Source organism: Cohnella baijiui (genome assembly GCF_020731285.1).
In the GTDB taxonomy this organism is placed as follows: domain Bacteria; phylum Bacillota; class Bacilli; order Paenibacillales; family Paenibacillaceae; genus Cohnella.
Map to the genome: position 1 here is coordinate 22,074 of NZ_JAJFOW010000038.1, position 26,960 is coordinate 49,033.

The following is a 26,960-nucleotide window of genomic DNA, read 5'->3' on the forward strand; positions in this document are numbered from 1 at the left end:
CCGAAGACGGGGACAACTGAGAAAGAGGTGATGCGGGCAGGCGCAAGTCATTTGTGGAAACGCAAACGCTAACAAGGGTCGAAATGACAGAGAAATGCGGCTAGTTCAATCTATCCAAAGGGGCGATTGGTTTGAACTTCAGAAAAGGGTTACCGTTCGTGCTGGCTGTCGTGCTCATGATCACTTTGCTGTCCGCATGCGGCGGCAAGGGCGGAAACGGCGCTTCGCCGCCCGCTTCCGCTTCCTCCGGCGACACGGCTTCGCCGTCCGCCTCGCCTTCGGATTCCGTGTCGCCTTCGACGTCGGCGCCGGAGCTCAAGGGTAAGCTCGTCATCTGGACGTTCTTCGACCAGGTGAAGGATATGGCGGCGAAATTCGAGGAGAAAAACCCGGGCGTCCAGGTCGAAGTGAAAATGTTCCCGGGCGACCAGTACCAAACGAAGCTGCTTACGGCGCTGCAGACGGGCAAGGATCTGCCGGACATCTTCGATCTCGAACGCGGCTACATCGGCAAGTTCATCGACTCCAAGTTCCTGACCGACCTGTCGGCCATGGGCGGGGAAGAGTTGGTGAAGGACTACATCCCTTACGTGCAAGGCCTCGGCCGCTCCTCGGACGGCAAGCTGAAGGCGATCTCCGACCATTCCTCGCCGGGCGGCTTCTGGTATTTGCGCGAGACGGCGAAGCAATACCTCGGCACGGACGACCCCGCCCAAATCGGCGAGATGGTCGGCAGCTGGGATAAACTGATCGCCCTCGGCGAAAAGGTGTACGCGGACAGCAAAGGAAAAGTCCATCTCATCGAGAACGCGGGCGATCTGTTCGACATCATGGCTTACAACACGGAGCCCTGGGTGAAGGACGGCAAGCTGAACATCGATCCGAAGTGGCAGGAGACGTACGACTTGCAGCAGAAGATCCGCGCGGGCAACGTCGACGCGAAGCTGCCGTTCATGTCGGCGGGCTGGGGCACCGCGCTCAACAGCGGCACGGTCGTCCTGACGTCGATGCCGGCTTGGGCGGGCTTCATGGTCGACAACAAGGACGACAAGGCGGTCGGCAAATTCGGCGTGGCGCCGGCTCCGCTCGGCTTCTACACCGGCGGCACGTACCGCGGCATTTACGACAAGTCGCCGAACAAGGAGCTGGCCTACGAGTTCCTCAAGTATATCGCAAGCCCCGAATGGCAGGACTACAACCTCGGCAAGACGGGCAACATGCCGGGCAACAAGGCGGTCTACGAGAAAAACCTCGATACGTTCAAGTCGGCCTTCTTCGGCGACCAGAACATTCTGAAGCCGTACTACGACACGATCAAGGAGATGCCGGCGCTGTCCGCGGACAAATACGGCGAGGACATCCTCTCCCTGTGGCGGAAAGTCGCCAGCCAAGGCATCACCAACAACACCCCTTACGACAAAGTCGTCGGCGACTTCAAGAAGGAAGTAAAGAACGCGTTCCCGGAACTGAAGACGGACTAAGATCAGACGGGCGATCGGCCGGCAAGGGGAATCCGGCGGATTCCCCTCCGGCCGGGCGCCGAACGTCCAGACGGCAACGCCGCCGAAGACGGGCTTCCGTCCCGGCTTGGAAGGAGAGAGAGTTACCGTGCAAAGCATACACGACCATATTCGCCAGCTCCGGATCATCGACGGACACGAGCATTTGGCGACCCCGGACATCCGGCGCCGGGAGAATCACGACTTTTTCTCCCTGCTGCACTACCTGGACTCCGATTTGATTACCGCCGGCATGGCGCGGGGCGCGCTGGATCGCAAGCTTCCGATCTCGGACGAAGAGCGGGCGGCGACGTTCCTGACCTACTGGGAGCGGACCTCCAACACGACGTACGCGCGGATGTTCCGCCAGTCGATGGAGGAGCTGTACGGAATGACCGAATGGACCGTCCAGGGCATCCTGGAGGCCAACGAGAAGGTGCTGGCCGCCACCCGCGACCCGCAATGGTACGATCACGTGCTGGGCGAGCGGTCGGGGATCGATCTGGCGTTCACGCTGATTCAGACGACCAAGCTCGATTACGGCCGGTTCCGGCCGATCCTGTTTCTCGATTATACCTTTAAACTGCGAACGCTGAAGGACATCCTGGCCGTCGAGCGGGACGCGGGCGCGACCGCGCGCGATTTCCGCGAATACCTCGACTTGGTGGACGCCTTATTGCATAGATTCAAGTCGGAGGGCATGGTCGCGACCAAGCTGGGGCATGCGTACTGGCGCACGTTGGCCAGCGGCAAGCCGACGTTCGACGAAGCCGAGCGCGTCTTCAACCGGCTGCTCGCCAGCCGCCTCGAAGAGGGGCTCTCCCAGGCGGAAACCGTTCCGCTGCAGGACTATCTCATCCATCATATCATCCGGCGCTCGGTGGTCTACGACCTGCCGATCCAGATTCATACGGGCCATCACGAGACGAGCGTCTCGGGCAACGGCAACGTCATCACGCATTCGAACGTGGAAGGGCTCATTCCGCTGTTTCACGCGTATCCGGAAGCGAAGTTCGTCCTGCTGCACGGCGGATTTCCATATCATCAGGCGTACCTCAGCATCGCCAAAAACTTTCCGAACGTCTATGCGGACTTCACCTGGCTTTATATCATCTCGCCTACGGCGGCCAAGACGATCCTGCACCAGTCGATCGAAATGGTGCCTGCGAACAAAATCCAAGGATTCGGCGGCGACTACAACCATATCGAGGGCACCTATGCGCATCTGCAGCTCGCGCGCCGAATCGTGGGCGAAACGCTCAGCGAGAAGGTCGAACAGGGCGCGCTGCGGGAGGAGGAAGCGATCGCGTTCGCGGAGCGGATCTTCCGCGGCAATCTGATCGAGATCTATCGGCTGGAGGGATGGCAGTGACCGAGACTGCGCCGGTCTATACGATCGGAATCGATATCGGCACGACTTCGCTGGGGCTCGTTGCAGCTGACGCGAACGACGGCCGGACCGTATACGCGGCGGACGCGCCGAATGGCGCGGACGTCCCCGCCAGGCGCGCAGACGAGCGTTTGCAGCATCCGGACCGCATCGTTCGGGCGGTGCGGGATTTGCTGAACGCATGTCCCGGCGACGTGCTGGCGCGCGTCGCGGCGATCGGGGTTTCGTCGCAGATGCACGGCATGCTCTACGTTGACGCCGGCGGCCGCGCGGTCAGCCCGCTATATACGTGGCAGGACGCCCGCGGCGAGCGGAAGCTGTCGGACGGGCGGACGCACGTCGGCCGTCTTCGGGAGGAGACGGGCTACCCGCTGTCCGCGGGGTACGGCCTCGTGACGCACGCCGTGCTGGCGCACTCCGGTGAGGTTCCGCCGGAGGCCGCCCACTTGTGCACGATCGGCGACTACGTCGCGATGCGGCTGTGCGGCCTCGCGGCGCCGCGGACGGACGCCTCGCACGCCGCGGCGCTAGGCCTGTTCGACCTGAAGGTGCGTGCGTTCGACGAGGCAGCCGTCGTGCGCGCGGGAATCGATCCGCGCCTGCTGCCGGACGTGGCCGGTCCCGGCGAAGCTGCGCTCGGCCGGACGGAGGAGGGCCGGATCGTCGCCTGCGCCGTCGGCGACAACCAGGCGAGCTTTCTCGGCGCGGTGCCGGCCCTGACGGGCAGCTTGCTGCTCAACGTCGGCACGGGCGCGCAGACGTCGGCTTTCACGGGGGATCACGTCGATGTGGTGGGGGCCAGCGGGCTGGAGCTGCGGCCGTTCCCCGGCGGCGGCTACCTGCTCGTCGGCGCGACGCTCGGGGGCGGCAAGGTTTACGAGCTGCTCGCCAGGTTCGTCGCGGAGACGTGCCTCGCGTTTGCGGGGACCGTGCCCGATCGGAAGAGCATTTACGAGACGCTGAACCGACTCGCGCTGCGGGCGCTGGACGAAGGGCTATCGCTCCCGCGCGTGAACCCGTCCTTCTACGGGACGCGGGCGGAGCCGGACCGCCGCGGCGCGATCGTGGGCCTCGGCGAGGCCAACTGGTCGCCGCAGCGGCTCGCCGCGGGCTTCCTCGCGGGGCTCGCGGACGAGCTCGCGGCATTCCGGGACGCGATGCCTGCGCCGCTGCGCGCCGCCGCGCAAGTCGCCATCGGCTCCGGCAACGGCATCCGCCGCAATCCGGCGCTGCGCCGACTCCTGCGGGACCGGCTGGGCATGCCGGTGCGGCTGCCGGCCGCCGGGGAAGAGGCCGCGTTCGGCGCGGCGGTTCACGCGGCAGTGGCGGCAGGTCTTTATCCGGACCACGAGGCGGCGCTCGCGCGCATGGGTCAGCCACTTCTGACAGCAGCGGAGAACGAGGAAGCGGACGCGGGAGACCGCGCAGATCGCGCTGCGGACGCGGACCGAGGAAAGTAACGGCACGACGCGGGGCGGGCTGCGGACGCGAACGGGGGAAAGTGACGTCTCGACTCGGGCAGGCTACGGACGCGAACGGAGGAAGTAATGGCACGACGAGGAACGAGCGCCGGGGAGAAGCATCAGGCTTGCGGAGCGGACGGGTCCGTCGATGCGGAATATCCCGCGGAAGCACGCGGAAGGAGAGAGGAAACGATGGCAGAGATGAAGGACAAGAAGCTGTATATGATCGGCAATGCCCACCTCGACCCGGTTTGGCTGTGGCAGTGGCAGGAGGGATTCCAGGAAGCCAAGGCGACGTTCCGTTCGGCGCTCGACCGGATGAACGAATCGGAGGACTTCATCTTCACGTCCAGCTCGGCGGCGATGTACGAGTGGGTGGAGAACAACGATCCCGGCATGTTCGAGGAGATCCGGCGGCGGGTGCGCGAGGGCCGGTGGAACATCGTAGGCGGCTGGTGGATCCAGCCCGACTGCAACATCCCGGGGGGCGAGTCCTTCGTCCGCCAGAGCTTGTACGGCCAGCGCTATTTTCAGGAAAAGCTCGGCGTCATGGCCAAGGTCGGCTACAACGTCGACAGCTTCGGCCACCACGGCATGCTGCCGCAAATATTGAAGAAGAGCGGTATGGACTACTACGTGATGATGCGTCCGATGCCTGGAGAGAAGGGATTGCCCGGCCGCCTTTTCTGGTGGGAGTCCGACGACGGCTCGCGCGTCCTGACGTTCCGCATCCTATTCGAATACTTGAGCTGGGGACAGGAACTGGATCGCCACGTCAGGCGGACGCTCGGCGAGTTCAAGGCGCCGCTGGACGACCTGATGCTGTTTTACGGCGTCGGCAACCATGGCGGCGGCCCAACCAAGGAGAACATCGAGAGCATTCGGCGGCTGAACGGCGAGCCCGATCTGCCGAAGCTGGTCTTCGCGACGCCCGACCGGTATTTCCGGGACATGGAGGACAAGGGGCTCGACCTGCCGGTCGTGCACGACGACCTGCAGCATCACGCCAGCGGCTGCTACGCGGCCCACTCGGGCATCAAGCAGTGGAACCGGCAGGCGGAAAACCGGCTGGCCGCGGCGGAGAAGTACGCGGCGCTCGCCTCCTGGATCACGGGCCAGCCGTATCCGAAGGCGGATCTCGGCCGCGCCTGGAAAAACGTCCTGTTCAACCAATTCCATGACATCCTGGCCGGCACGAGCCTGGAGTCGGCGTACGAGGACGCGCGCTATCTGTACGGCGAGGCGATGGCGATCGCGGACCGCACGCTGAACTACGCCGTCCAGTCGCTGTCCTGGCGCGTCGGCATCGAGCAGGACGAGGGGATGAAGCCGATCGTCGTCTTCAACCCGCACGCCTGGCCGAGCGTGACAAACGTGGAGCTCGAAGTCGGCGGCATCGGCCCGAAGACGGTGCTGACGGACGAAACCGGCGCCCCGGTTCCGTTCCAAACGGTCCGGTCCCAGGCGTCCGCCGGCGGGAGATTCCGGCTCAGCTTCATGGCGGAGCTGCCGCCGCTCGGATACCGCACGTACAGGCTCGTCCTCGCATCCGAATCGCTGCGTCCGGTCGGCGAGCCGATCGCCGCCAGCGATCTGGTGCTGGAAAACGGCCGGTTCCGCCTCGAATTCGACCGCGATACGGGGTGGATCAAAAGCCTGCGCGACAAGCGGACCGATTACGAGGTGTTCGCGGGCCCGGCGGCGAAGCCGGTCGTGCTCGAGGACCGCTCCGATACGTGGAGCCACGACGTCCTGCACTTCGACAAGCCGGTCGGCGCCTTCGAGGCCGTCAAGGTATTCCGTGCGGAGCACGGCCCCGTCAAGTCGGTCATCCGGGTCGTCAGCGCCTATGGCAGCTCCAAGCTGATCCAGGACTTCGCGATGTATCCGGACCGGGATCAGATCGACGTGCAGGTGACGGTCGATTGGCGCGAGACGTTCAAAATGCTGAAGCTGGTCTTCCCGGTCGAGACCGTCTTCAGCAAGCTGACCTACGAAATCCCGTACGGCACGATCGAGCGGGAGACTAACGGCGAGGAGGAGCCGGGCCAGAGCTGGGTCGACTTGACGGGCATCACCCGCAAGACGAACCGCGTGTACGGCATGAGCCTGCTTAACGACGCTAAATACAGCTACAGCTGTCGGAACCGAGAGTTGGCGCTGACCGTGCTTCGCAGCCCGATCTACGCGCATCACGATCCGTACGTGCCCGAGCCGGACGGCGAGTACGCCTTTATCGATCAGGGCATCCAGCGTTTCTCCTATTCGCTGCTGCCTCACGAAGGCGGCTGGGAGCAGGCGGGGACGGTGCGGCGGGCCGCCGAGCTGAACTGCCGGCCGACCTCGGTCATCGAGACGCATCACGAAGGGCCGCTGCCGCAGCGGGACGCGTACGTGTCGACCGACCGGGACAACATCGTGGTGAGCGCGATCAAGCTTGCCGAAGAAGGCGACGACCTGATCGTCAGATGCTACGAAACCGAGAAGCAGGCGACGACCGCGGAGATCGCGCTGCCGCTGTGGAATCGCGTCATCCGCGCCTCGTTTGGTCCGAACGAGATCAAGACGTTCCGCGTGCCGCGCGATCCGGCGTCGGCCGTGACGGAGACGGATCTGCTCGAGCGCGGAATCGGCTGAAGAAAGGAGTGGGGACGATGAACGGCGTATTCGAGGAGCTGACGGACCGCTACCCCGAGCTGTCGGCATGCTTGGAGGACATTGCGCTCGCTTACGAAACGGCGCGGGACTCGTTCGCGCGGGGCGGCAAGATGCTGCTCGCGGGCAACGGCGGCAGCGCCGCCGATTGCGAGCATGTGGTCGGAGAGCTGATGAAGGGCTTTCTGTCGCCGCGGCGGCTCGCGCCGGCGGAGCGGGAGAAGCTGCTCATGTGGGGCGAGGAGGACGGCGCTTACCTGGCCGACCGGCTGCAAGGCGCGCTGCCGGCGATTTCGCTGGTCAGCCAGTCGGCGCTCGCGACGGCTTACATCAACGACGTGGCGGCCGACATGGTGTTCGCCCAGCAGGTATACGGCTACGGCCGGCCCGAGGACACGCTCGTCGTCTTCAGCACGTCGGGCAGCTCGGCCAACGTGGTGCGCGCCGTGCAGGTGGCGAAGGCGGTCGGCATGCGGACGATTGGCCTCACAGGCCGGGGCGGCGGGCGGCTCAAGACGTTGTGCGACGTGACGATCCGCGTGCCGTACGACCGGACGCCGGACATCCAGGAGCGCCATCTGCCGATCTACCATGCGCTGTGCGTCCGGCTGGAGGAGGCGTTCTTCCCATGAGGCGGTTGCTCGCGGGCGTCGATATCGGTGGGACGAAGTGCGCGGTCGTCGTCGGCGCGGCGACGGCGGACGAGGTGCTGTTTCTCGGGAAGCGCAGCTTTCCGACGCCTTCCGATCCCCGGACGGCGATCGGGGCGCTGAGCGAAGCGTTGGCCGAGCTGCTGGCGGAGCATGCGGACGCGGAAGGGACGGGCGGGGCGCTGCAGGCGATCGGCATCAGCTGCGGCGGCCCGCTCGACAGCGCGCGGGGCCGCGTGCTGTCGCCGCCGAACCTGCCCGGATGGGACGACATCGACGTCGTCGGCCCGTTCCGCGAGCGATTCGGCGTGCCTGTGGCGCTGCAGAACGACGCCAACGCCTGCGCGCTGGCCGAGTGGCGCTGGGGAGCGGGCAAAGGCGCGCAACATATGGTGTTCCTCACGTTCGGCACGGGTATGGGAGCCGGCCTCATCCTGAACGGCAAGCTGTACGCCGGGGCGAACGACATGGCCGGCGAGGTCGGCCACGTCCGGCTCGCGGAGGACGGCCCGCGCGGCTACGGCAAGGCGGGATCGTTCGAAGGCTTCTGCAGCGGCGGAGGCATCGCCCGACTCGCCGAAGACATGATCGAGGATTGGCGGAAGCTGGGGCGGGAGACGCTGCTGGGCGCTCCTGCGGCGGACGGCGCGCCGGTCGAGATAACGGCGCGGCACGTCGCGGAGGCGGCGCTTGCAGGCGACGAGCTCGCGGCGGTCGTCATCCGGCTTGTCGGACAGCAGCTGGGCCGGGGGCTTGCGATGCTGGTGGACGTGCTGAACCCCGAGCGCATCGTCATCGGGAGCATTTATGCGCGGCAGGAACGGCTGCTCGCGCCGATCGTGCTGGAGGAGCTGCGGCGGGAAGCGCTGCCGAACGCCCTCGCGGCATGCCGCATCCTGCCGTCGGCCCTGCGCGAGCAGGTGGGCGACGCGGCCGGTCTGTCGGTCGCCATGCACGCGCTGGAGCAGGCCGGCGAAGCGGCGATTTCGGATCGGATATAATCCCGCGATATGCGAATGGAGAAGCGAATGTTTAACGGAATAAAAGAAACGGATAACTGAAAGAAACGGATAACGGAAGGAAAGAAACGGAGGCGCTCGGCATGTTCGGATGGATGACGTTGATCGCGCCGGCGGATAAGGCGTGGCGCGGGCGCGTGGCCTGCGAAGCGCAAGTGGCCGGCACGGCGGGCGCGGGAGGAACGACGACGCTGCCGCTGTCCCCGTCGGCGGAGGCGGAAACGTCCGCGGGCGCGGACCGGCTCGGGGAATACCGGGAGACGCTGCTGCGGTTCGCGAATTCCGAGGGGAAGGTGCGGGTTTCGCTCGCGCTGCGTCGATACGACGCATTCGCGATCGGCACCGTTACCGGCGAGATCGCAAACGACAACGCCTTCGGCGGGCAAACCGTCTTCGCGCCCGACGGCGCGCTGCTGCTGCGGTTGTCCGCAAGCGAGGCGAAGGGCCGATGGATGGCCGGCTATCAGCACAAGGACTGGTGGGCGCGGCCCGCGTTCGGCTCGCGCTGGTCCGAGGTGCCTGCGCGAACGCAGTCGCTGCTGGCCCAGGCGGCGGACTGCGGCTACGCGCACCTGCTCCCCGTTTGCAGTCCTACGGTCAGAGCGGACGTCCAGGGAGAAGAGGGCGGCGTCGGCATCCGGCTGTCGACCGGTCGGGCCGGGCTGACCCGGCTCGAGAGCGCGGCATTCGTCTTCGGCGAAGGCGCGGACCCGTATGCCTTGGTCGAGCGCCATGCGGAAGCGGCGATGGCGGCATTGGGGCATCCCGGACGGACGCGGGCGGCCAAGACGTATCCTGCGCTGTTCGACAAGCTCGGCTGGTGCAGCTGGGACGCGTTCTACCACCAAGTGAACGAGGAAGGCGTGCTCGCGAAGGCGGAGGAGCTGCGCGAGCTGGACGTTCCGGTCGGGTGGTTCATGATCGACGACGGCTGGTCGACCGTGAAGGACGGGCGGCTCGCCGCCTGGGAAGCGGACCCGGTCAAGTTCCCGGGCGGTCTCGGCCGCACGGTCCGGACGCTCAAGGAGCGGTACGGCATCGGCCGCGTCGGCGTCTGGCACACGATCGCCGGCTACTGGAACGGCGTCGATCCCGATAGCACGATCGCGCGCGCGTACGCGCCATTCTTGCGGACGAACGCGCGGGGCCTTCTGCTGCCCGCTCCCGAGCCCGGCGCCGGCTTCGGCTTTTGGCACGGCTGGCACGGATGGCTGAAGCGCCAAGGCGTGGACTTCGTCAAGGTGGACAGCCAGAGCGCCGTCGCCCATCTGTGGAGCGGCGCGCACGGCGCCTGCGAAGCGGCCGCCGCCTCGCACGACGCGCTCGAAGCGTCCGTCGCGCTGCACTTCGACGACGCGATCATCAACTGCATGGGCATGTCGGCGGACAGCGTATGGAACCGGCCGCGCTCGGCCGTCTCCCGCAGCAGCGACGACTTCGTGCCGCAGGAGCGGAGAGGGTTCGCCGAGCATGCGCTGCAGAACGCTTATAATTCTTATTTGCACGGCGCTTTTTACTGGGGCGACTGGGATATGTTCTGGACGCGCAACCACGACGACGTGCAAAACGCGGTGCTGCGCGCCGTCAGCGGCGGTCCCGTCTATATCAGCGATCCGCCGGGCCGGACCGACGCCGCCAAGCTGCGGCCGCTCGTCTACGCGGACGGGACGATCCTGCGCTGCGACCGGACGTCCAACCCGACGACGGACTGCCTGCTTCGCGACCCGATCCGGGAGCCGGTGCCGCTCAAGCTGTGGAATACGGCGGGCGGAGCGGGCGTCGTCGCGGCCTTCCATCTGACCGAAGGCGCGGCCGATGTCGAAGGGACCGTCGGCCCCGGCGACGTGCCGGGGCTGGCCGGCGAGCGCTTTGCCGTTTACGAGCATTTCTCCCGGTCGGCGTCGGTCGTCGGGGCGGAGGCGGCGGTCCCGTTCCGTCTCGGCCCGGAAGGCTGCGCGTTATATACGATCGTGCCGCTTCAAGGGGCGTATGGCTTTGCCCCGATCGGGCTGACGGACAAATACGTGTCCGCGCATGCGATCGCGGACTGCCGGATGGAGGAGCGGAGGGCGACGGTCCGGCTGAAGGAAGGCGGGACGTTCGCGTTCGTCGCGGATCGCGCGCCCTCCGCCGTCCGGATCGACGGGGTGGACATCGAGGCCGCTCCGCTCGGCGGCGGCTTGTATGAAGTCGTGCTGCCAAACGGATCGCGCGACGTCGACATCCGCTTCGGCTAAGGGCGAAATACGAAACCGTGCTTGACGTTCGGGTAATGTCGCATCTCCCGGGCGGCCGCCAACGCTTTTTTCGACCGCTCGTCGGTTTCCGACGCTCTTCCGCACCCGCGCCTGACCGGATTCGCCAAACGTGCGCACGTTGGCGAATCCGGCTTTTCTTTTCCCGGGAAATAACGGCAAAATCTGGCGCAGTGGCGACGGCAACGACGGCTAACGTCAAATGAAGCCATCGAATGCCGAAAGCGCTTGCTAGCCCCGGCCGGTTTTGCTCCGCGGTTCGACTCGTGGTACGCTGTTGTCAAACCAAAGCGAACCGAAGGAGTCACCCGCATGACAACCCCATTAACGATCGGCGCGCCGGCGCCGGATTTCGCGCTTGCCGCATCGAACGGCAAGACCGTTTCGCTCAGCCAATACCGCGGCCGGAAGGTCGTGATCTACTTTTATCCGCAGGACGATACGCCGACCTGCACCCAGCAATCCTGCGATTTCCGCGACGCGGTGCCGGACTTCGACAAGACGGGTGCCGTCGTGCTCGGCATCAGTCCCGACGATCTCAAGTCCCACCGCAAATTCGCGGACAAATTCGGCTTGCCTTTCCTGCTGCTGTCGGATCCCGATCATGCCATCGCGGAGCAGTACGGCGTCTGGCAGATGAAGAAGCTGTACGGCCGGGAATACATGGGCATCGTGCGGTCGACGTTTCTGATCGACGAGGCGGGCATTCTTCGGCAAGAATGGCGCAACATCCGGGTGAAGGGACATATCGCCAAAGTGCTGGAAGCGGCAAAGAAAACGTAGGAGGAGCCGGCCGTTTGCCGGTCAATCCAACTTTTCGAAGTAATGGATGGGACGGATTTCGACGCCCCATCCGAACCGCTCTCCCGCGGCAAGCTGCACGGCGGGATGCAGGGAGGCTACGCGGATGGCTTCCTCCATATCCGATGCTTCGACGAGGAACGCGCTGCCGATCATTTCCTTCGTTTCAATAAAAGGACCGTCCGTGATCGACAATTTCCCGCCGACCCGCCGCAGGCATTTCGCGTCCTGGGAGAGGCCGGCATCAAGTTTCGTTTGACCGGTCCGGTAAAGCTGCTCGAGATGAGGCGGACAGGCGGCCATAACTTCATCGATCTCCTCTTTGGGGCAGGCGTTCATTTTCTCGGAATCCAGGTACCCCAGGCACAAAAATTTCATGGTTCGATCTCCTTTTCAACGGATTTTGGCGTATCTATTCCAGACGACGAACGGCGCGGCGAAATATCGACGGCTTTTCAAAAAATATATCGCATAGAGGCCAAACCGGTTAGCATACGTATGGTCGCCTGCGTCCGGCGTCTCTTATAATAGAGACATATGGATTGGAAGTCTCCCATATATTTTAGAAAATGATAGGTTATCGCGATATGGGAGGAACGGAAAATGAGAGAGCGGGCGCAAACGTACGGAAGCAAGCGGAGAAGGGCCGGAAAACGAAGCGGCGCCAAAGCGTGGGTAATATGGCTCGGACTGCTCGCGTTCGTCGGCATCGCCGGCGGGATCGCGGGTGTTCCGGGCACAGCGGGCGCGGCGATCGCGTCCGCGGCGTCCGCTTCGGCTCAAGCAGCGTCCGCTTCGGCAGTCAAGCATCCTCCGACCGTCTACCTGACCTTCGACGACGGTCCGAGCAACTTGACGGACCAGGTGCTCGCCATTTTGAAAAAAGAGAAGGTGCTTGCGACTTTCTTCGTCCTCGGCGCCGAGGTCAAAGCCCATCCGGACAAGCTGCGCGCCATCGCGGCGGCCGGGCACGCGATCGGGAACCACACTTACGATCACGTCTACAAAGAGTTGTACGGCAGTTTCCACAACTTCGCGGATCAGGTCGTTGCGACCGAGAAAATCATTGCGGACACCGCCGGCGTGCAGACGCGGCTGCTGCGGGCGCCGGGCGGGACGTATGGCAACTTCGACCGGTTGTATTTCGACTCGCTGCAGCAAGCGGGGTACATCCTTTTCGACTGGAACGTCGACAGCGGGGACGCGCGCCGCAAAAACGTGCCCGCCTCCGAAATCGTCGCCAACGTGAAGGGAACCAAGCTGAAAACCGAGATGATCGTCCTCATGCACGACGGGAAGGGGCACGACGAGTCGGTCAAAGCGCTCCCCGCGATCATCGCCTTCTATAAAAAGCAAGGCTATACGTTCGGCAAGCTGTCGGACGCCGTGACGCCGACCGTCTTCCGGCTGGCCGACCAGCTGAAATGGAGCCGCAAGGAGCCTTCGCTCGAGACGGCGGTCGCCTGGCTGGGCGGAGCCGGAGCGGCCGTCCCCGCGGCCGAGGCGATCGCGCCGCCAGCCGCGCCGGAGGACGAGGCGGCATCCGCCGCCTGGCTCGCGGAGTGGAACATGCTGCCATCGGATCTTGTCTACGTCAAGGGAGCACCCTATGTCTCCTTGCGGTTGTGGGCGGACCGGATGGAGGGGACCGCGGAATGGGATCCTGTAGCTCGGCAATCCACCTACGCGGCGCAAGACCGCACGCTGACGCTGTCTCTCGACAGCGGGACGCTCGTCGCGACGAACGAAGCCGGCGAGGCGCACAGCTGGCGCGTCCCGGTCGTCGAGAAGAGCGGCGGCGCGATGATCCCGCTGGACGCGCTCCGGACGGCGCTCTTGAAGGCTCCGGCCGACGATCCGGTTGCCTTGACGCTGTCGGAGGGGCAAAGCTATAATGACAACAATTGATTTGCTTGTACCCAGCGAAACGTACAATCGGCAGGCTTCGCCGCGATTCCCGTTAGCAACCTAGGAGGCTCGGTTCACACAGTGAATAATCAAGCGCATGAAATGATCGTCGTCCTCGACTTCGGCGGTCAGTACAACCAGCTCATCGCCCGCCGCATTCGCGATCTCGGCGTCTACAGCGAATTGCTCCCGTTCAATACGCCCGCGGACAAGATCCGCCAACTGCAGCCGAAGGGAATCGTCTTCTCCGGCGGACCTGCGAGCGTCTATGCCGAAGGCGCGCCTTCGGTCGATCCGGCCGTCTACGACCTCGGCGTGCCGATCCTCGGCATCTGCTACGGCATGCAGCTTATCACGCACCAGCAGGGCGGCAAGGTCGAACCGGCGCACAAGCGGGAGTACGGCAAGTCCGACGTGGACTTCGCCCCTGGCAGCGAGCTGGTTCACGGCCTCGAAGCCCGTCAGACCGTCTGGATGAGCCACGGCGATCACGTGACCGAGCTGCCGGCCGGCTTCCGGGTCGACGCGAGCACGACGCATGCGCCCGTCGCGGCGATGAGCCATCCCGAGCGCCGCCTGTACGCAGTTCAGTTTCACCCCGAGGTGCGCCACTCGGTGTACGGCAACGAGATGATCCGCAACTTCCTGTACCGCATCTGCGACTGCAAAGGCGACTGGAGCATGGAGTCGTTCATCGACGACACGATCGCGGACATCCGCCGCGAGGTGGGCGATCAGAAGGTGCTCTGCGCGCTGTCCGGCGGCGTGGACTCGTCCGTCGTGGCCGCTCTTATCCACCGTGCGATCGGCGACCAGCTGACGTGCATGTTCATCGACCACGGCTTGCTGCGCAAGGGCGAAGCCGATAGCGTCATGGACACGTTCGTCGGCAAGTTCGAGATGAACGTCGTGAAGATCGACGCCAGCGAGCGGTTCCTCGGCGGCCTGCGCGGGGTGGAAGATCCGGAGAAAAAGCGGAAGATCATCGGCAACGAGTTCATCCGCGTGTTCGAGGAGGAGTCCGCGAAGTTCGACGATTTCGCCTTCCTCGCCCAGGGCACGCTCTACACCGATATCGTCGAGAGCGGCACGGCGACGGCGCAGACGATCAAGTCGCACCACAACGTCGGCGGTCTGCCCGAGGATATGAAGTTCAAGCTCGTCGAGCCGCTGAAGGCGCTGTTCAAGGACGAAGTGCGCAAGGTCGGCTCCGAGCTGGGCCTGCCCGACGCGATCGTCTGGCGGCAGCCGTTCCCGGGACCGGGGCTGGCGATCCGCGTGCTCGGCGAAGTGACCGAGGACAAGCTCGAGATCGTCCGCGAGTCCGACGCGATTCTCCGGGACGAGATCGCGAATGCGGGGCTCGACCGCGAGATCTGGCAGTACTTCACCGCGCTGCCGGGCATGAAGAGCGTCGGCGTCATGGGCGACGGCCGCACGTACTCGTACACGGTCGGCATCCGCGCCGTCACCTCCATCGACGGCATGACCGCCGATTGGGCGCGCATCCCGTGGGACGTGCTGGAGAAGATCTCCGTGCGCATCGTTAACGAAGTACAAAACGTCAACCGCGTCGTCTACGACATCACCTCCAAGCCGCCGGCCACGATCGAGTGGGAGTAACGCCATTCGGCAAGCGGCGCTAAGCGCCTATACGACCTCCGAGCTACCGGGCTCGGAGGTTTTTGCGCGTCCTGGGGGTGAGGGGGGCGGCGGCGGGCGAGGCGGATGTGAAATATGGATGCGGAATAGGGAACAAATAGTCCCTTATTTCGGCGGAGGACGTTAGGGCGTGCGAAATAGGGAGCGATATGATCCCTATTTAGTCGTGCGGCGGGATCAGGTGTGAAATAGGTAACAAATTGCTCCTTATTCGGCGGTGGGACGAGAGAACGTGCGAAATAGGGAGCGAAATGTTCCCTATTCGGCCTTGCGGTGGGTCCGGGTGCGAAATAGGTAACAAATTGTTCCTTAATCGGCGGAGGACGTTAGGGCGTGCGAAATAGGGAGCGAAATGTTCCCTATTCGGCCGTGCGGCGGGGTTAGAAGCAAGATAGGTAACAAATTGTTCCCTATTCGGCGTTGGGACGAGGGTGCGTGCGAAATAGGGAGCGTAATATACCCTATTCGGCTGCTAGCCGCGCGCGGACAGGAGGCATGCCCGCAACCCTGCTGCGGCATCCTCCATGTCCCCTGAGGCGGGGTTTGCCAGGCTAGGTATTCGCCAACCCCCTTGGAAATGGTCCAATTTGCTCCGGTTCGAACGCACAATTTCGTATGCAAGCGCTGTAAACGGAAATTTTCCGAACATTCGGACCTCCCGGAGCGGCATCATTCGAAAAATCCGTTGACACAACCCTACAAAATACCTAGAATGGGTTGTGGACAATCAACAACTGCATATATCCTTTTCGTATAATTCCGGGAATCGGCCCGGAAGTCTCTACGAGGTCACCGCAAATGATCTAGCTACGGAAAGCGAAAACGCATAAGCACGGGGCTTCGCGCGATCCCCGGCGTATGGATTTTCGCGGTTGTGCGGAACCTAGAGGAGAATTCTTCTAGGTTTTTTGATTTTTATACGGTTTATCCATTTCATATCACCAGACAAGGGAGGAGCTTTTGAAACGATGGAACGTTTCTTTAAGCTGAAAGAACTGGGAACAACCGTACGCACGGAGATCATGGCGGGGATCACGACGTTTATGACGATGGCGTACATTTTGGCGGTCAATCCGCTCATCCTCGGAGGATCCGGGCTGGACGCGTATGGGATCTTCCTGGCGACCGCGCTTGCCGCCGGCATCTTTACGATCGCAATGGGGCTTTTCGTCAATTTCCCGGTCGCGCTGGCGCCCGGCATGGGCCTGAACGCCTACTTCGCCACGACCGTCATCACTTCCAAAGCCACGGGGCACCCGATTACGCCTTCGATGGCACTCGCAGCCGTCTTCATTTCCGGTATCATTTTCGTCATTCTTACCGTTACCCGCGTCCGTCAGATGCTGCTCGTCGCCATCCCGGACGGACTGAAGCATGCAATTACCGTCGGCATCGGGTTGTTCATCGCCATCATCGGCCTGAAAAACAGCGGCCTGCTGACGATCTCCCTGAGCCCGTTCAACGACTACGGCGCCGGGAATTACGTCAATCTGAACAGCAACGAAACGATCCTGCATCTCGGCGACCTGGCGGAGCCTTCGGTTTGGCTCACGATCGTCGGCCTGCTGATCATCGGCGTCCTCATGGTACTGCGCGTCAAGGGCGCGATCCTGTTCGGCATCCTAATCACGACGCTGATCGGCGCGATCCCCGGCGTCGACGTCGTCAGCTTCGATTCGCTCAAGTCCGCAACCTGGGTGCCGGAGTTCGACAAGCTGAACTTCTGGGACTTCGACTTCGCCGATCTGATGACGACCGGCCTGCTGTCCGCGATCGCGACGTTTACGTTCGTCGAGCTGTTCGACACGTTCGGCACGCTGGTCGGCACGGCCAACCGCGCCGGCTTCTTCAAAAATAAAGAAGAAGGCAACAAACGCGTAGGCAAGGCCATGTTCGTCGACGCGGTCGCCGTCAGCGGCGGCGCCATGCTCGGCACCAGCACGATGACCGCTTACGTAGAGAGCTCCGCGGGCATCGCGGAAGGCGGACGCACGGGCCTCACGTCCTCTACGACGGGCGTGCTGTTCCTGCTTTCGCTGTTCCTCGCGCCGATCGCGCTGTTGGTCCCGACGCCGGCGACGAGCGCGGCGCTTATCATCGTAGGCGTGCTCATGATGCAATCCGTCAAGGAGATCGACTTCTCCGATCTGGTCATCGGCATTCCGGCGTTCCTGACGGTCGCCATGATGCCTTTCACGTACAATATCGCAAACGGCATTTCCTTCGGCATCATCGCTTACGTCGTCCTGGCGCTCGTATCGAGCCTGTTCGGGGGCAAGAAATATCAGATCCATTGGCTGATGTGGATTCTGTTCGTCCTCGTCATCGCCCGCTACATTTTCGTCGGATCCGCAGGGTAAGCTTGGCCGCATTTCGCGCCGTCTCTTGACGGCTTGCCAATCAGGTGGTTCCCAACCCCGTTTTACTTCCCCCCGAGGGAGGTAGGGCGGGGTTTTATTCGTGCTCGGCCTGTCGAAAAAGGGGTTTTGTCAAAATCCGAACATTCGTAAATTCAAGCAAGAAAAGCGTTCGCCTTTCGTTTGACAGGCATGTAAGGTTTGCGGTACACTTAAGACCGAAACTTGGAACTTGAAAATCGCTCGTATATCATCGGGAATACGGCCCGATCGTCTCTACCCGAGAACCCTAAATTTTCGGACTACGAGCTCCTGGACGCAAGGTGGAATGCCGGTCCGGCGACCCGCGACAACGGGACCGTCCGCGCATTGCGCCTATGTGGCGTCCGGCGGGCCGCAGGCTGAAGCGAATAGGGTGTCTTGAGAGAAGACGGGCGAGATGGGGAATGCTGACAACAGTTACCCGTCGCCCTTTTTTTATTCCATTATAAGAACATCTGCGGGGAAAGGGTGGAGATCAGGCCATGGCGGCAATGGTCGGCGTCATCATGGGGAGCACGTCGGATTGGGACACGATGAAAAAAGCGTGCGACGTGCTGGAGGAATTGAACGTCCCGTACGAGAAAAAAGTCGTTTCGGCGCATCGAACGCCGGACCTGATGTTCGAATATGCGGCATCCGCCGCCGGGCGAGGCCTGAAGGTCATCATCGCCGGCGCCGGCGGAGCCGCCCATCTGCCGGGCATGGTGGCGGCGAAGACCGTCCTGCCCGTCATCGGCGTGCCCGTCAAGTCCTCGACCTTGAACGGGCTCGATTCGCTGCTTTCGATCGTGCAGATGCCGGGCGGCATCCCGGTCGGCACGGTGGCGATCGGCCCGGCCGGCGCGACCAACGCGGGCCTGCTGGCCGCCCAGATCATCGGAGCGTTCGACCCCGAGGTGCAGGCGCGGGTCGCGGAACGCCGCGAACGTACGACGCAGCACGTGCTCGACAACGGTGAGCTGCCATGAGCCTGAACCGGGATCTGGAGCAGCTGCTGAACGGCGAAGGCTTCTCGTGCGAAGGCGATGTCTGCGGGCCGGTCGGCACGGGCTTCGGCGGCCAAGGGGAGAGCCAAGCGGCGTCCCCGAAGGCGGAGGGCGGCGGCGCGGAACCGCGCACGATCTTGCCCGGCGCGACGATCGGCATCCTGGGCGGCGGGCAGCTCGGCCGGATGCTGGCGCATGCCGGCAGCCGGATGGGGTACAAGTTCGTGGCGCTCGATCCGACGCCGGACGCGCCCTGCGGCCAGACGGCGGCGCAGATCGTCGCCGGCTATTCCGACCGCGAGGCCGCGCGCGAGCTGGCGCGTCGGTCGGATGTCATCACGTACGAGTTCGAGAACGTGGACGCGGGCGTCGCCGCCATGCTGGAGAGCGAGTCGTACGTCCCGCAGGGCAGCGCCCTCCTCCACACGACGCAGCACCGGCTGCGCGAGAAGCGCGCCATTGAAGCGGCAGGCGCGCGTGTAGCCCCGTACGCCGAGGTCGCCAGCCTCGCGTCGCTGCGCGAAGCCGCCGCCCGCCTGGGCCTGCCTGCCGTCCTGAAGACGGCCACCGGGGGCTACGACGGCAAGGGCCAGTGGGTGCTCCGCGAGGAGGCCGAGCTGGCGCCGGCCTGGGAGGAAGCGGAGCAGGCTGGCATCGAGCTCGTCCTGGAGAAATTCATCGATTTCGACCGCGAGATTTCGGTCATCGCGGCCCGGCGGCCATCGGGCGAGATCCGAACGTTCCCGCCGGCGGAGAATATTCACGTTCGCAATATTCTCCATTTATCGATCGTTCCCGCGCGTGTGGACGACACGATTCGCGCGGAGGCGGAGCGGCTCGCGGTGTCGATTGCCGAGACGCTAGGCGTCGTCGGGCTGATCGCCGTCGAGATGTTCGTCGCGGCGGACGGCGCGCTTTACGTGAACGAGCTGGCGCCGCGTCCGCACAACTCCGGCCACTACACGATGGAAGCCTGCAAGACGTCGCAGTTCGAGCAGCATATCCGCGCGATCTGCGATCTGCCGCTCGGCGAACCCGGCTTGCTGACGCCGGTCGTCATGGCCAACATTCTCGGCGAGCACGTCGAGCCTTTGCTCGAATGGATGCGGGAGACCGATCCCGCGGCCGAGCGGCTGGGCGTCGTGCCGAAGGTGCATCTGTACGGCAAAGCCGAAGCCAAGATCAAGCGAAAAATGGGCCACGTCAACGTACTCGCGCAGGACGTCGAGACAGCGCTGGCGTGGATCGACCAATCAAAGATCTGGAGGGTCTAATCAGATATGATCGAACGTTACAGCCGCCCCGAGATGCGGGCCATCTGGACCGAGGAAAACAAATTCAAAGCGTGGCTGGAAGTCGAGCTGTGCGCTTGCGAGGCGTGGGCCGAGCTTGGGCATATTCCGAAGGAGGACACGGCGGAGCTTCGCAAAAACGCCAAGTTCGACATCGACCGGATCTACGAGATCGAGCAGGAGACGCGCCACGACGTCATCGCCTTCACCCGCGCGGTGTCCGAGAGCCTCGGGCCGGAGCGCAAATGGGTCCACTACGGGATGACCTCCACCGACGTCGTCGACACCGCGCTCGGCTACCTGCTGAAGCAGGCCAACGAAATTCTCGAACGCGACATCGCGAACTTCATCGATATTCTTCGCAACCAAGCGATCCGCTATAAATCGACGCCGATGATGGGCCGCACCCACGGCGTGCACGCGGAGCCGACGACGTTCGGCCTGAAGCTGGCGCTGTGGCACGAAGAGATGAAGCGCAACCTCGAGCGGTTCAAGCGAGCCGCCGACAACGTGCAGTTCGGCAAGATGTCCGGCGCCGTCGGCACCTACGCCAACCTCGATCCGTTCGTCGAGCAGTTCGTTTGCCGCAAGCTCGGCATCACCGCGGCGCCGATCTCGACGCAGACGCTGCAGCGCGACCGCCATGCCGAGTACATGGCGACGCTGGCCCTGATCGCTTCGTCGCTCGACAAGTTCGCGACCGAGATCCGCGCGCTGCAGAAGAGCGAATTCCGCGAGGTGGAGGAGCCGTTCGCCAAAGGGCAGAAAGGCTCGTCCGCGATGCCGCACAAGCGCAACCCGATCGGCTGCGAGAACATCAGCGGCCTGTCCCGCGTCATTCGCGGCCATATGATCACCGCTTACGAGAACGTCTCGCTCTGGCACGAGCGCGACATCTCCCACTCTTCGGTCGAGCGGATCATCCTGCCGGACGCGACGATGCTGCTGAACTACATGTTGAACCGCTTCGGCAATATCGTGAAAAACCTGACCGTATTCCCGGAGAACATGAAGCGCAACATGCGCAGCACGTACAACGTGCCGTTCTCGGGCCGCGTCATGACGAAGCTGATCGACAAAGGCTTCAGCCGCGAGCAGGCGTACGACACCGTTCAGCCGCGCGCGATGCAGGCCTGGGAGGAGCAGCGCGACTTCCGCGAGATCGTCTCCGCGACGCCGGCGATCACGGAGGCGCTCTCCGCGGAGGAGATCGCGGACGCGTTCGACCCGTCGTGGCACCTGAAGCACGTCGATACCATTTTCGAGCGTCTGGGCTTGAACTAGCATTCCTCATTCCGAACCCTAGGAGGTCGTCATGCCGACCGAAGCGTTAACCACCGCGGAGGGGCTCGTCCGGGCCCCCCTGCTCCACAAAGGCAAAGTACGCGAACTCTACGATCTCGGCGAGCATCTGCTGATCGTCGTCACCGACCGCATCTCCGCCTTCGACTACGTGCTCGACCCGGCGGTGCCAGACAAGGGGCGCGTGCTGAACGGCCTCAGCTCCTTCTGGTTCTCGCTCACCGAGGAGATTCAGCCGAACCACGTCGTCCATACGGACGTCTCGCGGCTGGGGGATCTCGTTTCCGAGCCGGACAGGCTGGCCGGACGCATCATGGTTGCCAAGAAAGCGAAGCGCATCGACATCGAGTGCGTCGTCCGCGGGTACATCACGGGGGGCGGCTGGCGGCAGTACCGGCAGAACGGGGAAGTGAACGGCATTCCGCTGCCCGCGGGGCTCCGCAAAAACGGCAAGCTCGAACAGCCGATCTTTACGCCTGCGGGCAAAAACGACATCGGCCACGACGAGGACATCCCCTTCGAGGAGATGGCGCGCCGGGTCGGCCAACCGCTGGCCGAGGCGCTGCGGGACAAGAGCCTTCATCTATACGAATACGGCCGCCGCGTTTGCGAGGCCAAAGGCATCATTTTGGCGGATTGCAAGTTCGAGTTCGGGCTGATCGGCGACGACATCATCCTGATCGACGAGCTGTTCACCCCGGATTCCTCGCGGTTCTGGGCGCAGGAAAACTACAAGCTGGACGTCGAGATCGACAGCATGGACAAGGAGCCGGTGCGCAGCTATCTCGCGGGTTCGGACTGGGACAAGATCAGCCCGCCGCCCCGCTTGCCGGACGCCGTCGTCGAGGCGACGACCGAGCGCTACCGGGACATCTACCGCCGTCTCGCCGTGAGCGAAGATTAGACGATTCGCGCAGCTCGCAATCAAGCATTTTTAACTTTTCCCTAGATCAGGAGGAGACCCCACCCATGAAAGCAACGGTTTACGTGACGATCAAAGAGAACGTGCTCGACCCGCAAGGCAACGCCGTCCTCGGCTCCCTGCACACGATGGGCTTCGACGAAGTCGGCAAAGTGCGCATCGGCAAGTATCTGGAGCTCGAGCTGTCGACGACCGACCGCGCGCAAGCGGAGGAGCGCATCAAGGCGATGTGCGAAAAGCTGCTCGCGAACACCGTCATCGAAGACTATCGCTTCGAACTGGAGGGCTGAAACCTCATGAAATTCGCGGTCATCGTATTTCCGGGCTCCAACTGCGACATCGACATGCTGAAGGCGGTCGAAGACACGGTCGGACAACCCGTAGACTATGTATGGCATACGGCTACCGACCTGTCGGCCTATGACGCGATTCTCGTGCCGGGCGGATTCTCCTACGGGGACTATCTCCGCTGCGGGGCCATCGCGCAATTCGCGCCGGTCATGAACGAGATCCGCAAGGCCGCGGCCGAAGGCAAGTTCGTCCTCGGCGTCTGCAACGGGTTCCAGATCCTTACGGAAGCGGGTCTCCTCCCGGGTGCGCTCATCCGCAACAAGAGCCTCAAGTTCCGCTGCCACCCGGTCGACCTGCGGGTCGAAAACACGAAGACGGCGTTCACGAATGCTTACGAGCACGGCGACGTCATCCGCATCCCGATCGCGCACGGCGAAGGCAACTTCTACTGCGACGACGAGACGCTTGCGCGGCTTCGGGCGAACGAGCAGATCGTGTTCCGCTATACCGGCGACAATCCGAACGGCTCCGTGGACGACATCGCGGGCATCTGCAACGAAGAAGGCAACGTCGTCGGCATGATGCCGCACCCGGAACGCGCGGTCAGCGAGCTGCTCGGCTCGGAGGACGGCGCCGGCATGTTCAGGTCAGTACTCAACGCTTGGAGGGAACGCAATGGCGCAGCAAGTGTCCGCTAAAGAACCGACAATCGAGCAGATCGCCGAGCAGAAAATCTACAAGCAATTCGGCGTGTCCGACTCCGAATACGCACTCATTTGCGACTTTCTGGGCCGCCGGCCGAACTACACCGAGATCGGCGTGTTCAGCGTCATGTGGTCGGAGCATTGCGCGTACAAAAACTCCAAGCCGCTGCTGCGCCGCTTTCCGACGACGGGACCGCGCGTCCTGATGGGCCCGGGCGAAGGCGCGGGCATCGTGGACATCGGCGACAAGCAGGCCGTCGTGTTCAAGATCGAGTCGCACAACCACCCGTCCGCCGTCGAGCCGTATCAAGGCGCGGCCACGGGCGTGGGCGGCATCATCCGCGACATCTTCTCGATGGGCTCCCGTCCGATCGCGCTGCTCAACTCGCTGCGCTTCGGCAAGCTCGAGAACGACCGCGTGCGCTACCTGTTCGAGCACGTCGTCAGCGGCATCGCCGGCTACGGCAACTGCATCGGCATCCCGACCGTCGCGGGCGAGGTCATGTTCGACGAAGCGTACGAAGGCAACCCGCTCGTCAACGCCATGTGCGTCGGCCTCATCGATCATGACAAGATTCAGCGCGGCGTCGCCAAAGGCGTCGGCAACCCCGTCTTCTACGTCGGCCCGGCCACCGGCCGCGACGGCATCCACGGCGCGACGTTCGCATCCGAAGACCTGACCGCCGAATCCGAGGCCAAGCGCTCCGCCGTCCAGGTCGGCGATCCGTTCATGGAGAAGCTGGTCATGGAAGCGACGCTCGAGCTGATCGACTCCGGCATCGTCCTCGGCATCCAGGACATGGGGGCGGCAGGTCTCACGTGCTCCAGCGCCGAGATGGCGAGCAAGGCCGGCAACGGCATGGAACTGTACCTCGACGAGGTGCCGCAGCGCGAGGAAGGCATGACCGCGTACGAGATGATGCTGTCCGAATCGCAGGAGCGGATGCTCTTCGTCACCGAGCCGCGGCACGAAGCGCAGGCGAAGGCGATCTTCGAGCGCTGGGGCCTCCATTGCGCCAAGGTGGGCAAAGTAACGGACGACGGTCGTCTGCGCTTGTTCCACAAGGGCGAGCAGGTCGCCGACATGCCGGTCAAGGCGCTCGTCGACGACTGCCCGATTTACGAAAAGCCTTCGAAGGTGCCGGACTACTACTTGAAAAACGGCTCGATCGATACGAACCGCTACGAGCAGGCGCTGGACCTGAACGACGCGCTGAAAAAGGTGCTCGGCTCCCCGTCGCTCGCGAGCAAAGAGTGGGTATATAGCCAATACGACTACCAAGTCCGCACGTCCACGGCCGTCGTGCCGGGCTCGGACGCCGCCGTCGTCGCGATCCGCGGCACGCGCAAGGCGCTGGCGATGACGACCGACTGCAACGGCCGCTACGTCTATCTCGATCCGGAAGTCGGGGGACGCATCGCCGTCGCCGAAGCGGCGCGCAACATCGTCTGCTCCGGCGGCGAACCGCTCGCCATCACGGACAACCTGAACTTCGGCTCTCCGGAAAAGCCGGAAGTGTTCTGGCAGATGGAAAAGGCCGTCGACGGCATGGCCGAAGCCTGCCGCTTCCTCGAGACGCCCGTCATCGGCGGCAACGTGTCGCTATACAATGAGAATACGAAGGGCGCGATCTACCCGACGCCGGTCGTCGGCATGGTCGGCCTGATTACGGATCTGGATCATATCACGACGCAAGAATTCAAAGCCGAAGGCGACGTCCTCTTCCTGCTCGGCGAGACGAAGGCGGAGATCGGCGGCAGCGAATTCCAGTACGCGGTGCACGGCCTCACCGAAGGCCGTCCGCCGGAGATCGACCTCGAAGTCGAGAAGGCGCTGCACGGCGCCGTCCTCGGCGCCATCCGCCAAGGGCTCGTCGCCTCCGCGCACGATCTGTCCGAGGGCGGCCTCGCGGCTGCCGTCGCCGAAGCGACCTTCGGCCGCGGCCTCGGCGCCCGGGTGGACTTCGCGACGAATCTGCGTCCCGACCTCGCGCTGTTCAGCGAATCCCAATCGCGGATTCTCCTGTCGGCGAAGCCGGAGCAAGCGGAGAAGCTGGCGGCTTGGATGTCCGCCCAAGACGTGCCCGCGCAACGGCTCGGCACGGTTGGCGGCGACCGCCTGACGATCGCGGTGAACGGACATACGGCTATCGACGCATCTGTGAACGAATTCCGCCACGAATGGAAGGAAGCGATCCCATGCCGGATGCAGTAAAATCCGGAAGCCCCGCCGGCGCGGCCCCCGCGCTGCCCGGCACGCAGACGGAGGGCCTCGCGCCCGCCGAAGCGCGCTTCTGGACCGGAGACTACTATAACCAGGGCAACGGTCGTGAAGAGATCTTCGACAAGCTGAAGGAAGAATGCGGCGTTTTCGGGGTGTTCGGCCACCCCGACGCCGCCTCGCTCGCCTACTACGGGCTGCACGCGCTGCAGCACCGCGGCGAGGAGAGCTGCGGCATCTGCACGTCCGACGAGGGGACGTTCCACTATCATCGCGGGATGGGCCTCGTGAAGGAAGTGTTCGACCGCGACAGGCTGGAAGCCCTAACGGGGAAGAACGCGATCGGCCACGTCCGCTACTCCACGGCGGGCGCGAGCCGGCTCGCGAACGCGCAGCCGCTCGTATTCAAGTACCGGGACGGCGATCTCGCCGTCTGTACGAACGGCAATCTCGTGAACGAGCCGATCATCCGGCGCGAGCTCGAGGAGATGGGCTCGATCTTTCAGACGACGAGCGACACCGAGGTCATCGCGCACATGATCGCGCGCTCGCCCAAAGATCTGGTCGAGGCGGTCAAGGACGCTTTCTCCCGCCTGATCGGGGGCTTCGCCTTCCTGATCATGACCAAGGACCGGCTCATCGCCGCGTGCGATCCGAACGGACTGCGCCCGCTCGTCCTGGGGCGGCTGGGCGACGCGTATATTTTCGCGTCCGAGTCGTGCGCCTTCGAGACGATCGGCGCGGAGTACGTGCGCGACGTCCAGCCGGGCGAGCTGCTCGTGCTCGACAAGGACGGACTGCGCGAGGACCGCTTCGCCAAGCTCGAGCGCCGCGCCGTCTGCGCGATGGAATACATTTATTTCGCGCGGCCGGACAGCGACATCAATGCCATCAACCTGCACATGTCCCGCAAGCGGATGGGTCAGCAACTGGCGCAGGAGGCGTTCGTCGACGCGGACATCGTCACGGGCGTGCCCGACTCCAGCATCTCCGCCGCGATCGGCTACGCCGAACAGACCGGCATCCCGTACGAGCTTGGACTGATCAAAAACAAATACACGGGCCGCACGTTCATCCAGCCGTCGCAGGAGCTGCGCGAGAAGGGCGTCAAGATGAAGCTTTCCGCCGTGCGCAAAGTCGTGCAGGGCAAGCGCGTCGTCATGATCGACGACTCCATCGTCCGCGGCACGACGTCGCTGCGCATCGTCAACCTGCTGCGGGAGGCGGGCGCGCTCGAGGTGCACGTGCGGATCACGTCGCCGCCTTTCGCGAACCCGTGCTACTACGGCATCGACACGCCGGACCGCCGCGACCTCATTGCCTCGAGCAAGACGGTCGAGGAGATCCGCCAGGCGATCAACGCAGACTCGCTCTACTTCCTGAGCCGCGAAGGGCTGCTCGAAGCCGTCGGCGGCCATCCCGACGAGCAGGACCGCGGTCTGTGCCTCGGCTGCTTCACGAACGACTACCCGACGCGGGTGGAGTTCGAGCACGCCAAGGCGACGTCCTGCAGCTGCGACTGAGCTGCTGTACGCGCGGGC

The 26,960-nt window shown here is 63.9% G+C and carries 20 protein-coding genes and 2 riboswitches; of the genes, 19 read left to right on the forward strand and 1 reads right to left on the reverse strand.

Annotated features, from left to right (window positions below; all coding sequences use genetic code 11):
- The first annotated feature begins 131 nt into the window (after nt 1-131).
- The 8 genes from LKX83_RS25415 (at nt 132) to bcp (ending at nt 11,714) form a co-directional block, all read left to right on the forward strand.
- Nucleotides 132-1,481, forward strand: coding sequence for an ABC transporter substrate-binding protein (locus tag LKX83_RS25415; protein ID WP_227885645.1), 1,350 nt, complete (start codon nt 132-134; stop codon nt 1,479-1,481).
- Between the two features lie 127 nt (nt 1,482-1,608).
- Nucleotides 1,609-2,871 (forward strand): amidohydrolase family protein, encoded by a 1,263-nt coding sequence (locus tag LKX83_RS34500; RefSeq protein ID WP_227885646.1) that lies wholly within the window; start codon nt 1,609-1,611, stop codon nt 2,869-2,871.
- Entirely contained in the window at nt 2,868-4,349 is a 1,482-nt protein-coding gene (locus tag LKX83_RS25425; RefSeq protein WP_227885647.1) for a sedoheptulokinase, read from the forward strand. Before LKX83_RS34500 ends, LKX83_RS25425 begins: the two co-directional genes overlap by 4 nt.
- 195 nt (nt 4,350-4,544) lie before the next feature.
- Nucleotides 4,545-6,989, forward strand: coding sequence for an alpha-mannosidase (locus LKX83_RS25430; protein WP_227885648.1), 2,445 nt, complete (start codon nt 4,545-4,547; stop codon nt 6,987-6,989).
- A gap of 17 nt (nt 6,990-7,006) precedes the next feature.
- Nucleotides 7,007-7,639, forward strand: a complete 633-nt coding sequence (locus tag LKX83_RS25435; protein ID WP_227885649.1) for a D-sedoheptulose-7-phosphate isomerase — start codon at nt 7,007-7,009, stop codon at nt 7,637-7,639.
- Entirely contained in the window at nt 7,636-8,658 is a 1,023-nt protein-coding gene (locus LKX83_RS25440) for an ROK family protein (protein WP_227885650.1), read from the forward strand. The genes LKX83_RS25435 and LKX83_RS25440 overlap by 4 nt, the downstream gene beginning before the upstream one ends.
- 101 nt (nt 8,659-8,759) lie before the next feature.
- Nucleotides 8,760-10,913 (forward strand): Sip1-related alpha-galactosidase, encoded by a 2,154-nt coding sequence (locus tag LKX83_RS25445; RefSeq protein ID WP_227885651.1) that lies wholly within the window; start codon nt 8,760-8,762, stop codon nt 10,911-10,913.
- Between the two features lie 330 nt (nt 10,914-11,243).
- Nucleotides 11,244-11,714: a thioredoxin-dependent thiol peroxidase gene (gene bcp / locus LKX83_RS25450; protein WP_227885652.1), complete on the forward strand. Its 471-nt coding sequence runs from the start codon at nt 11,244-11,246 to the stop codon at nt 11,712-11,714.
- Nucleotides 11,715-11,735: 21 nt separating this feature from the next.
- Here the strand turns inward: bcp and LKX83_RS25455 are convergent, their stop codons facing one another.
- Nucleotides 11,736-12,110 (reverse strand): YciI family protein, encoded by a 375-nt coding sequence (locus tag LKX83_RS25455; protein WP_227885653.1) that lies wholly within the window; start codon nt 12,108-12,110, stop codon nt 11,736-11,738.
- A gap of 225 nt (nt 12,111-12,335) precedes the next feature.
- Here LKX83_RS25455 and LKX83_RS25460 point away from each other — a divergent pair, with 225 nt between their 5' ends.
- The 11 genes from LKX83_RS25460 (at nt 12,336) to purF (ending at nt 26,942) form a co-directional block, all read left to right on the forward strand.
- Entirely contained in the window at nt 12,336-13,640 is a 1,305-nt protein-coding gene (locus tag LKX83_RS25460; RefSeq protein ID WP_227885654.1) for a polysaccharide deacetylase family protein, read from the forward strand.
- A gap of 102 nt (nt 13,641-13,742) precedes the next feature.
- Nucleotides 13,743-15,263 (forward strand): glutamine-hydrolyzing GMP synthase, encoded by a 1,521-nt coding sequence (gene guaA / locus LKX83_RS25465; RefSeq protein ID WP_227885680.1) that lies wholly within the window; start codon nt 13,743-13,745, stop codon nt 15,261-15,263.
- Nucleotides 15,264-16,031: 768 nt separating this feature from the next.
- Nucleotides 16,032-16,132: riboswitch (purine riboswitch) on the forward strand.
- A 138-nt stretch (nt 16,133-16,270) separates the two neighbouring features.
- Nucleotides 16,271-17,662, forward strand: coding sequence for an NCS2 family permease (locus LKX83_RS25470; RefSeq protein ID WP_227885655.1), 1,392 nt, complete (start codon nt 16,271-16,273; stop codon nt 17,660-17,662).
- A 220-nt stretch (nt 17,663-17,882) separates the two neighbouring features.
- Nucleotides 17,883-17,984, forward strand: a riboswitch (purine riboswitch).
- Nucleotides 17,985-18,183: 199 nt separating this feature from the next.
- Entirely contained in the window at nt 18,184-18,669 is a 486-nt protein-coding gene (gene purE, locus LKX83_RS25475) for a 5-(carboxyamino)imidazole ribonucleotide mutase (protein ID WP_227885656.1), read from the forward strand.
- The gene (purK, locus tag LKX83_RS25480; protein WP_227885657.1) at nt 18,666-19,961 is read left to right on the forward strand and encodes a 5-(carboxyamino)imidazole ribonucleotide synthase; all 1,296 of its coding nucleotides are present in this window, start codon (nt 18,666-18,668) and stop codon (nt 19,959-19,961) included. The genes purE and purK overlap by 4 nt, the downstream gene beginning before the upstream one ends.
- 6 nt (nt 19,962-19,967) lie before the next feature.
- On the forward strand, nt 19,968-21,263 hold the full coding sequence (purB, locus tag LKX83_RS25485; RefSeq protein WP_227885658.1) for an adenylosuccinate lyase: 1,296 nt from the start codon (nt 19,968-19,970) through the stop codon (nt 21,261-21,263).
- Nucleotides 21,264-21,294: 31 nt separating this feature from the next.
- Entirely contained in the window at nt 21,295-22,185 is an 891-nt protein-coding gene (locus LKX83_RS25490) for a phosphoribosylaminoimidazolesuccinocarboxamide synthase (protein WP_227885659.1), read from the forward strand.
- 65 nt (nt 22,186-22,250) lie between these two features.
- On the forward strand, nt 22,251-22,493 hold the full coding sequence (gene purS, locus LKX83_RS25495) for a phosphoribosylformylglycinamidine synthase subunit PurS (protein WP_227885660.1): 243 nt from the start codon (nt 22,251-22,253) through the stop codon (nt 22,491-22,493).
- 6 nt (nt 22,494-22,499) lie between these two features.
- On the forward strand, nt 22,500-23,192 hold the full coding sequence (purQ, locus tag LKX83_RS25500) for a phosphoribosylformylglycinamidine synthase subunit PurQ (protein WP_227885661.1): 693 nt from the start codon (nt 22,500-22,502) through the stop codon (nt 23,190-23,192).
- Nucleotides 23,170-25,413 carry a phosphoribosylformylglycinamidine synthase subunit PurL gene (gene purL, locus LKX83_RS25505; RefSeq protein ID WP_227885662.1) on the forward strand — a complete coding sequence of 748 codons (2,244 nt, stop codon included), beginning with the start codon at nt 23,170-23,172 and terminating at the stop codon, nt 25,411-25,413. The genes purQ and purL overlap by 23 nt, the downstream gene beginning before the upstream one ends.
- On the forward strand, nt 25,398-26,942 hold the full coding sequence (purF, locus tag LKX83_RS25510; RefSeq protein ID WP_227885663.1) for an amidophosphoribosyltransferase: 1,545 nt from the start codon (nt 25,398-25,400) through the stop codon (nt 26,940-26,942). The genes purL and purF overlap by 16 nt, the downstream gene beginning before the upstream one ends.
- Nucleotides 26,943-26,960: the final 18 nt, after the last annotated feature.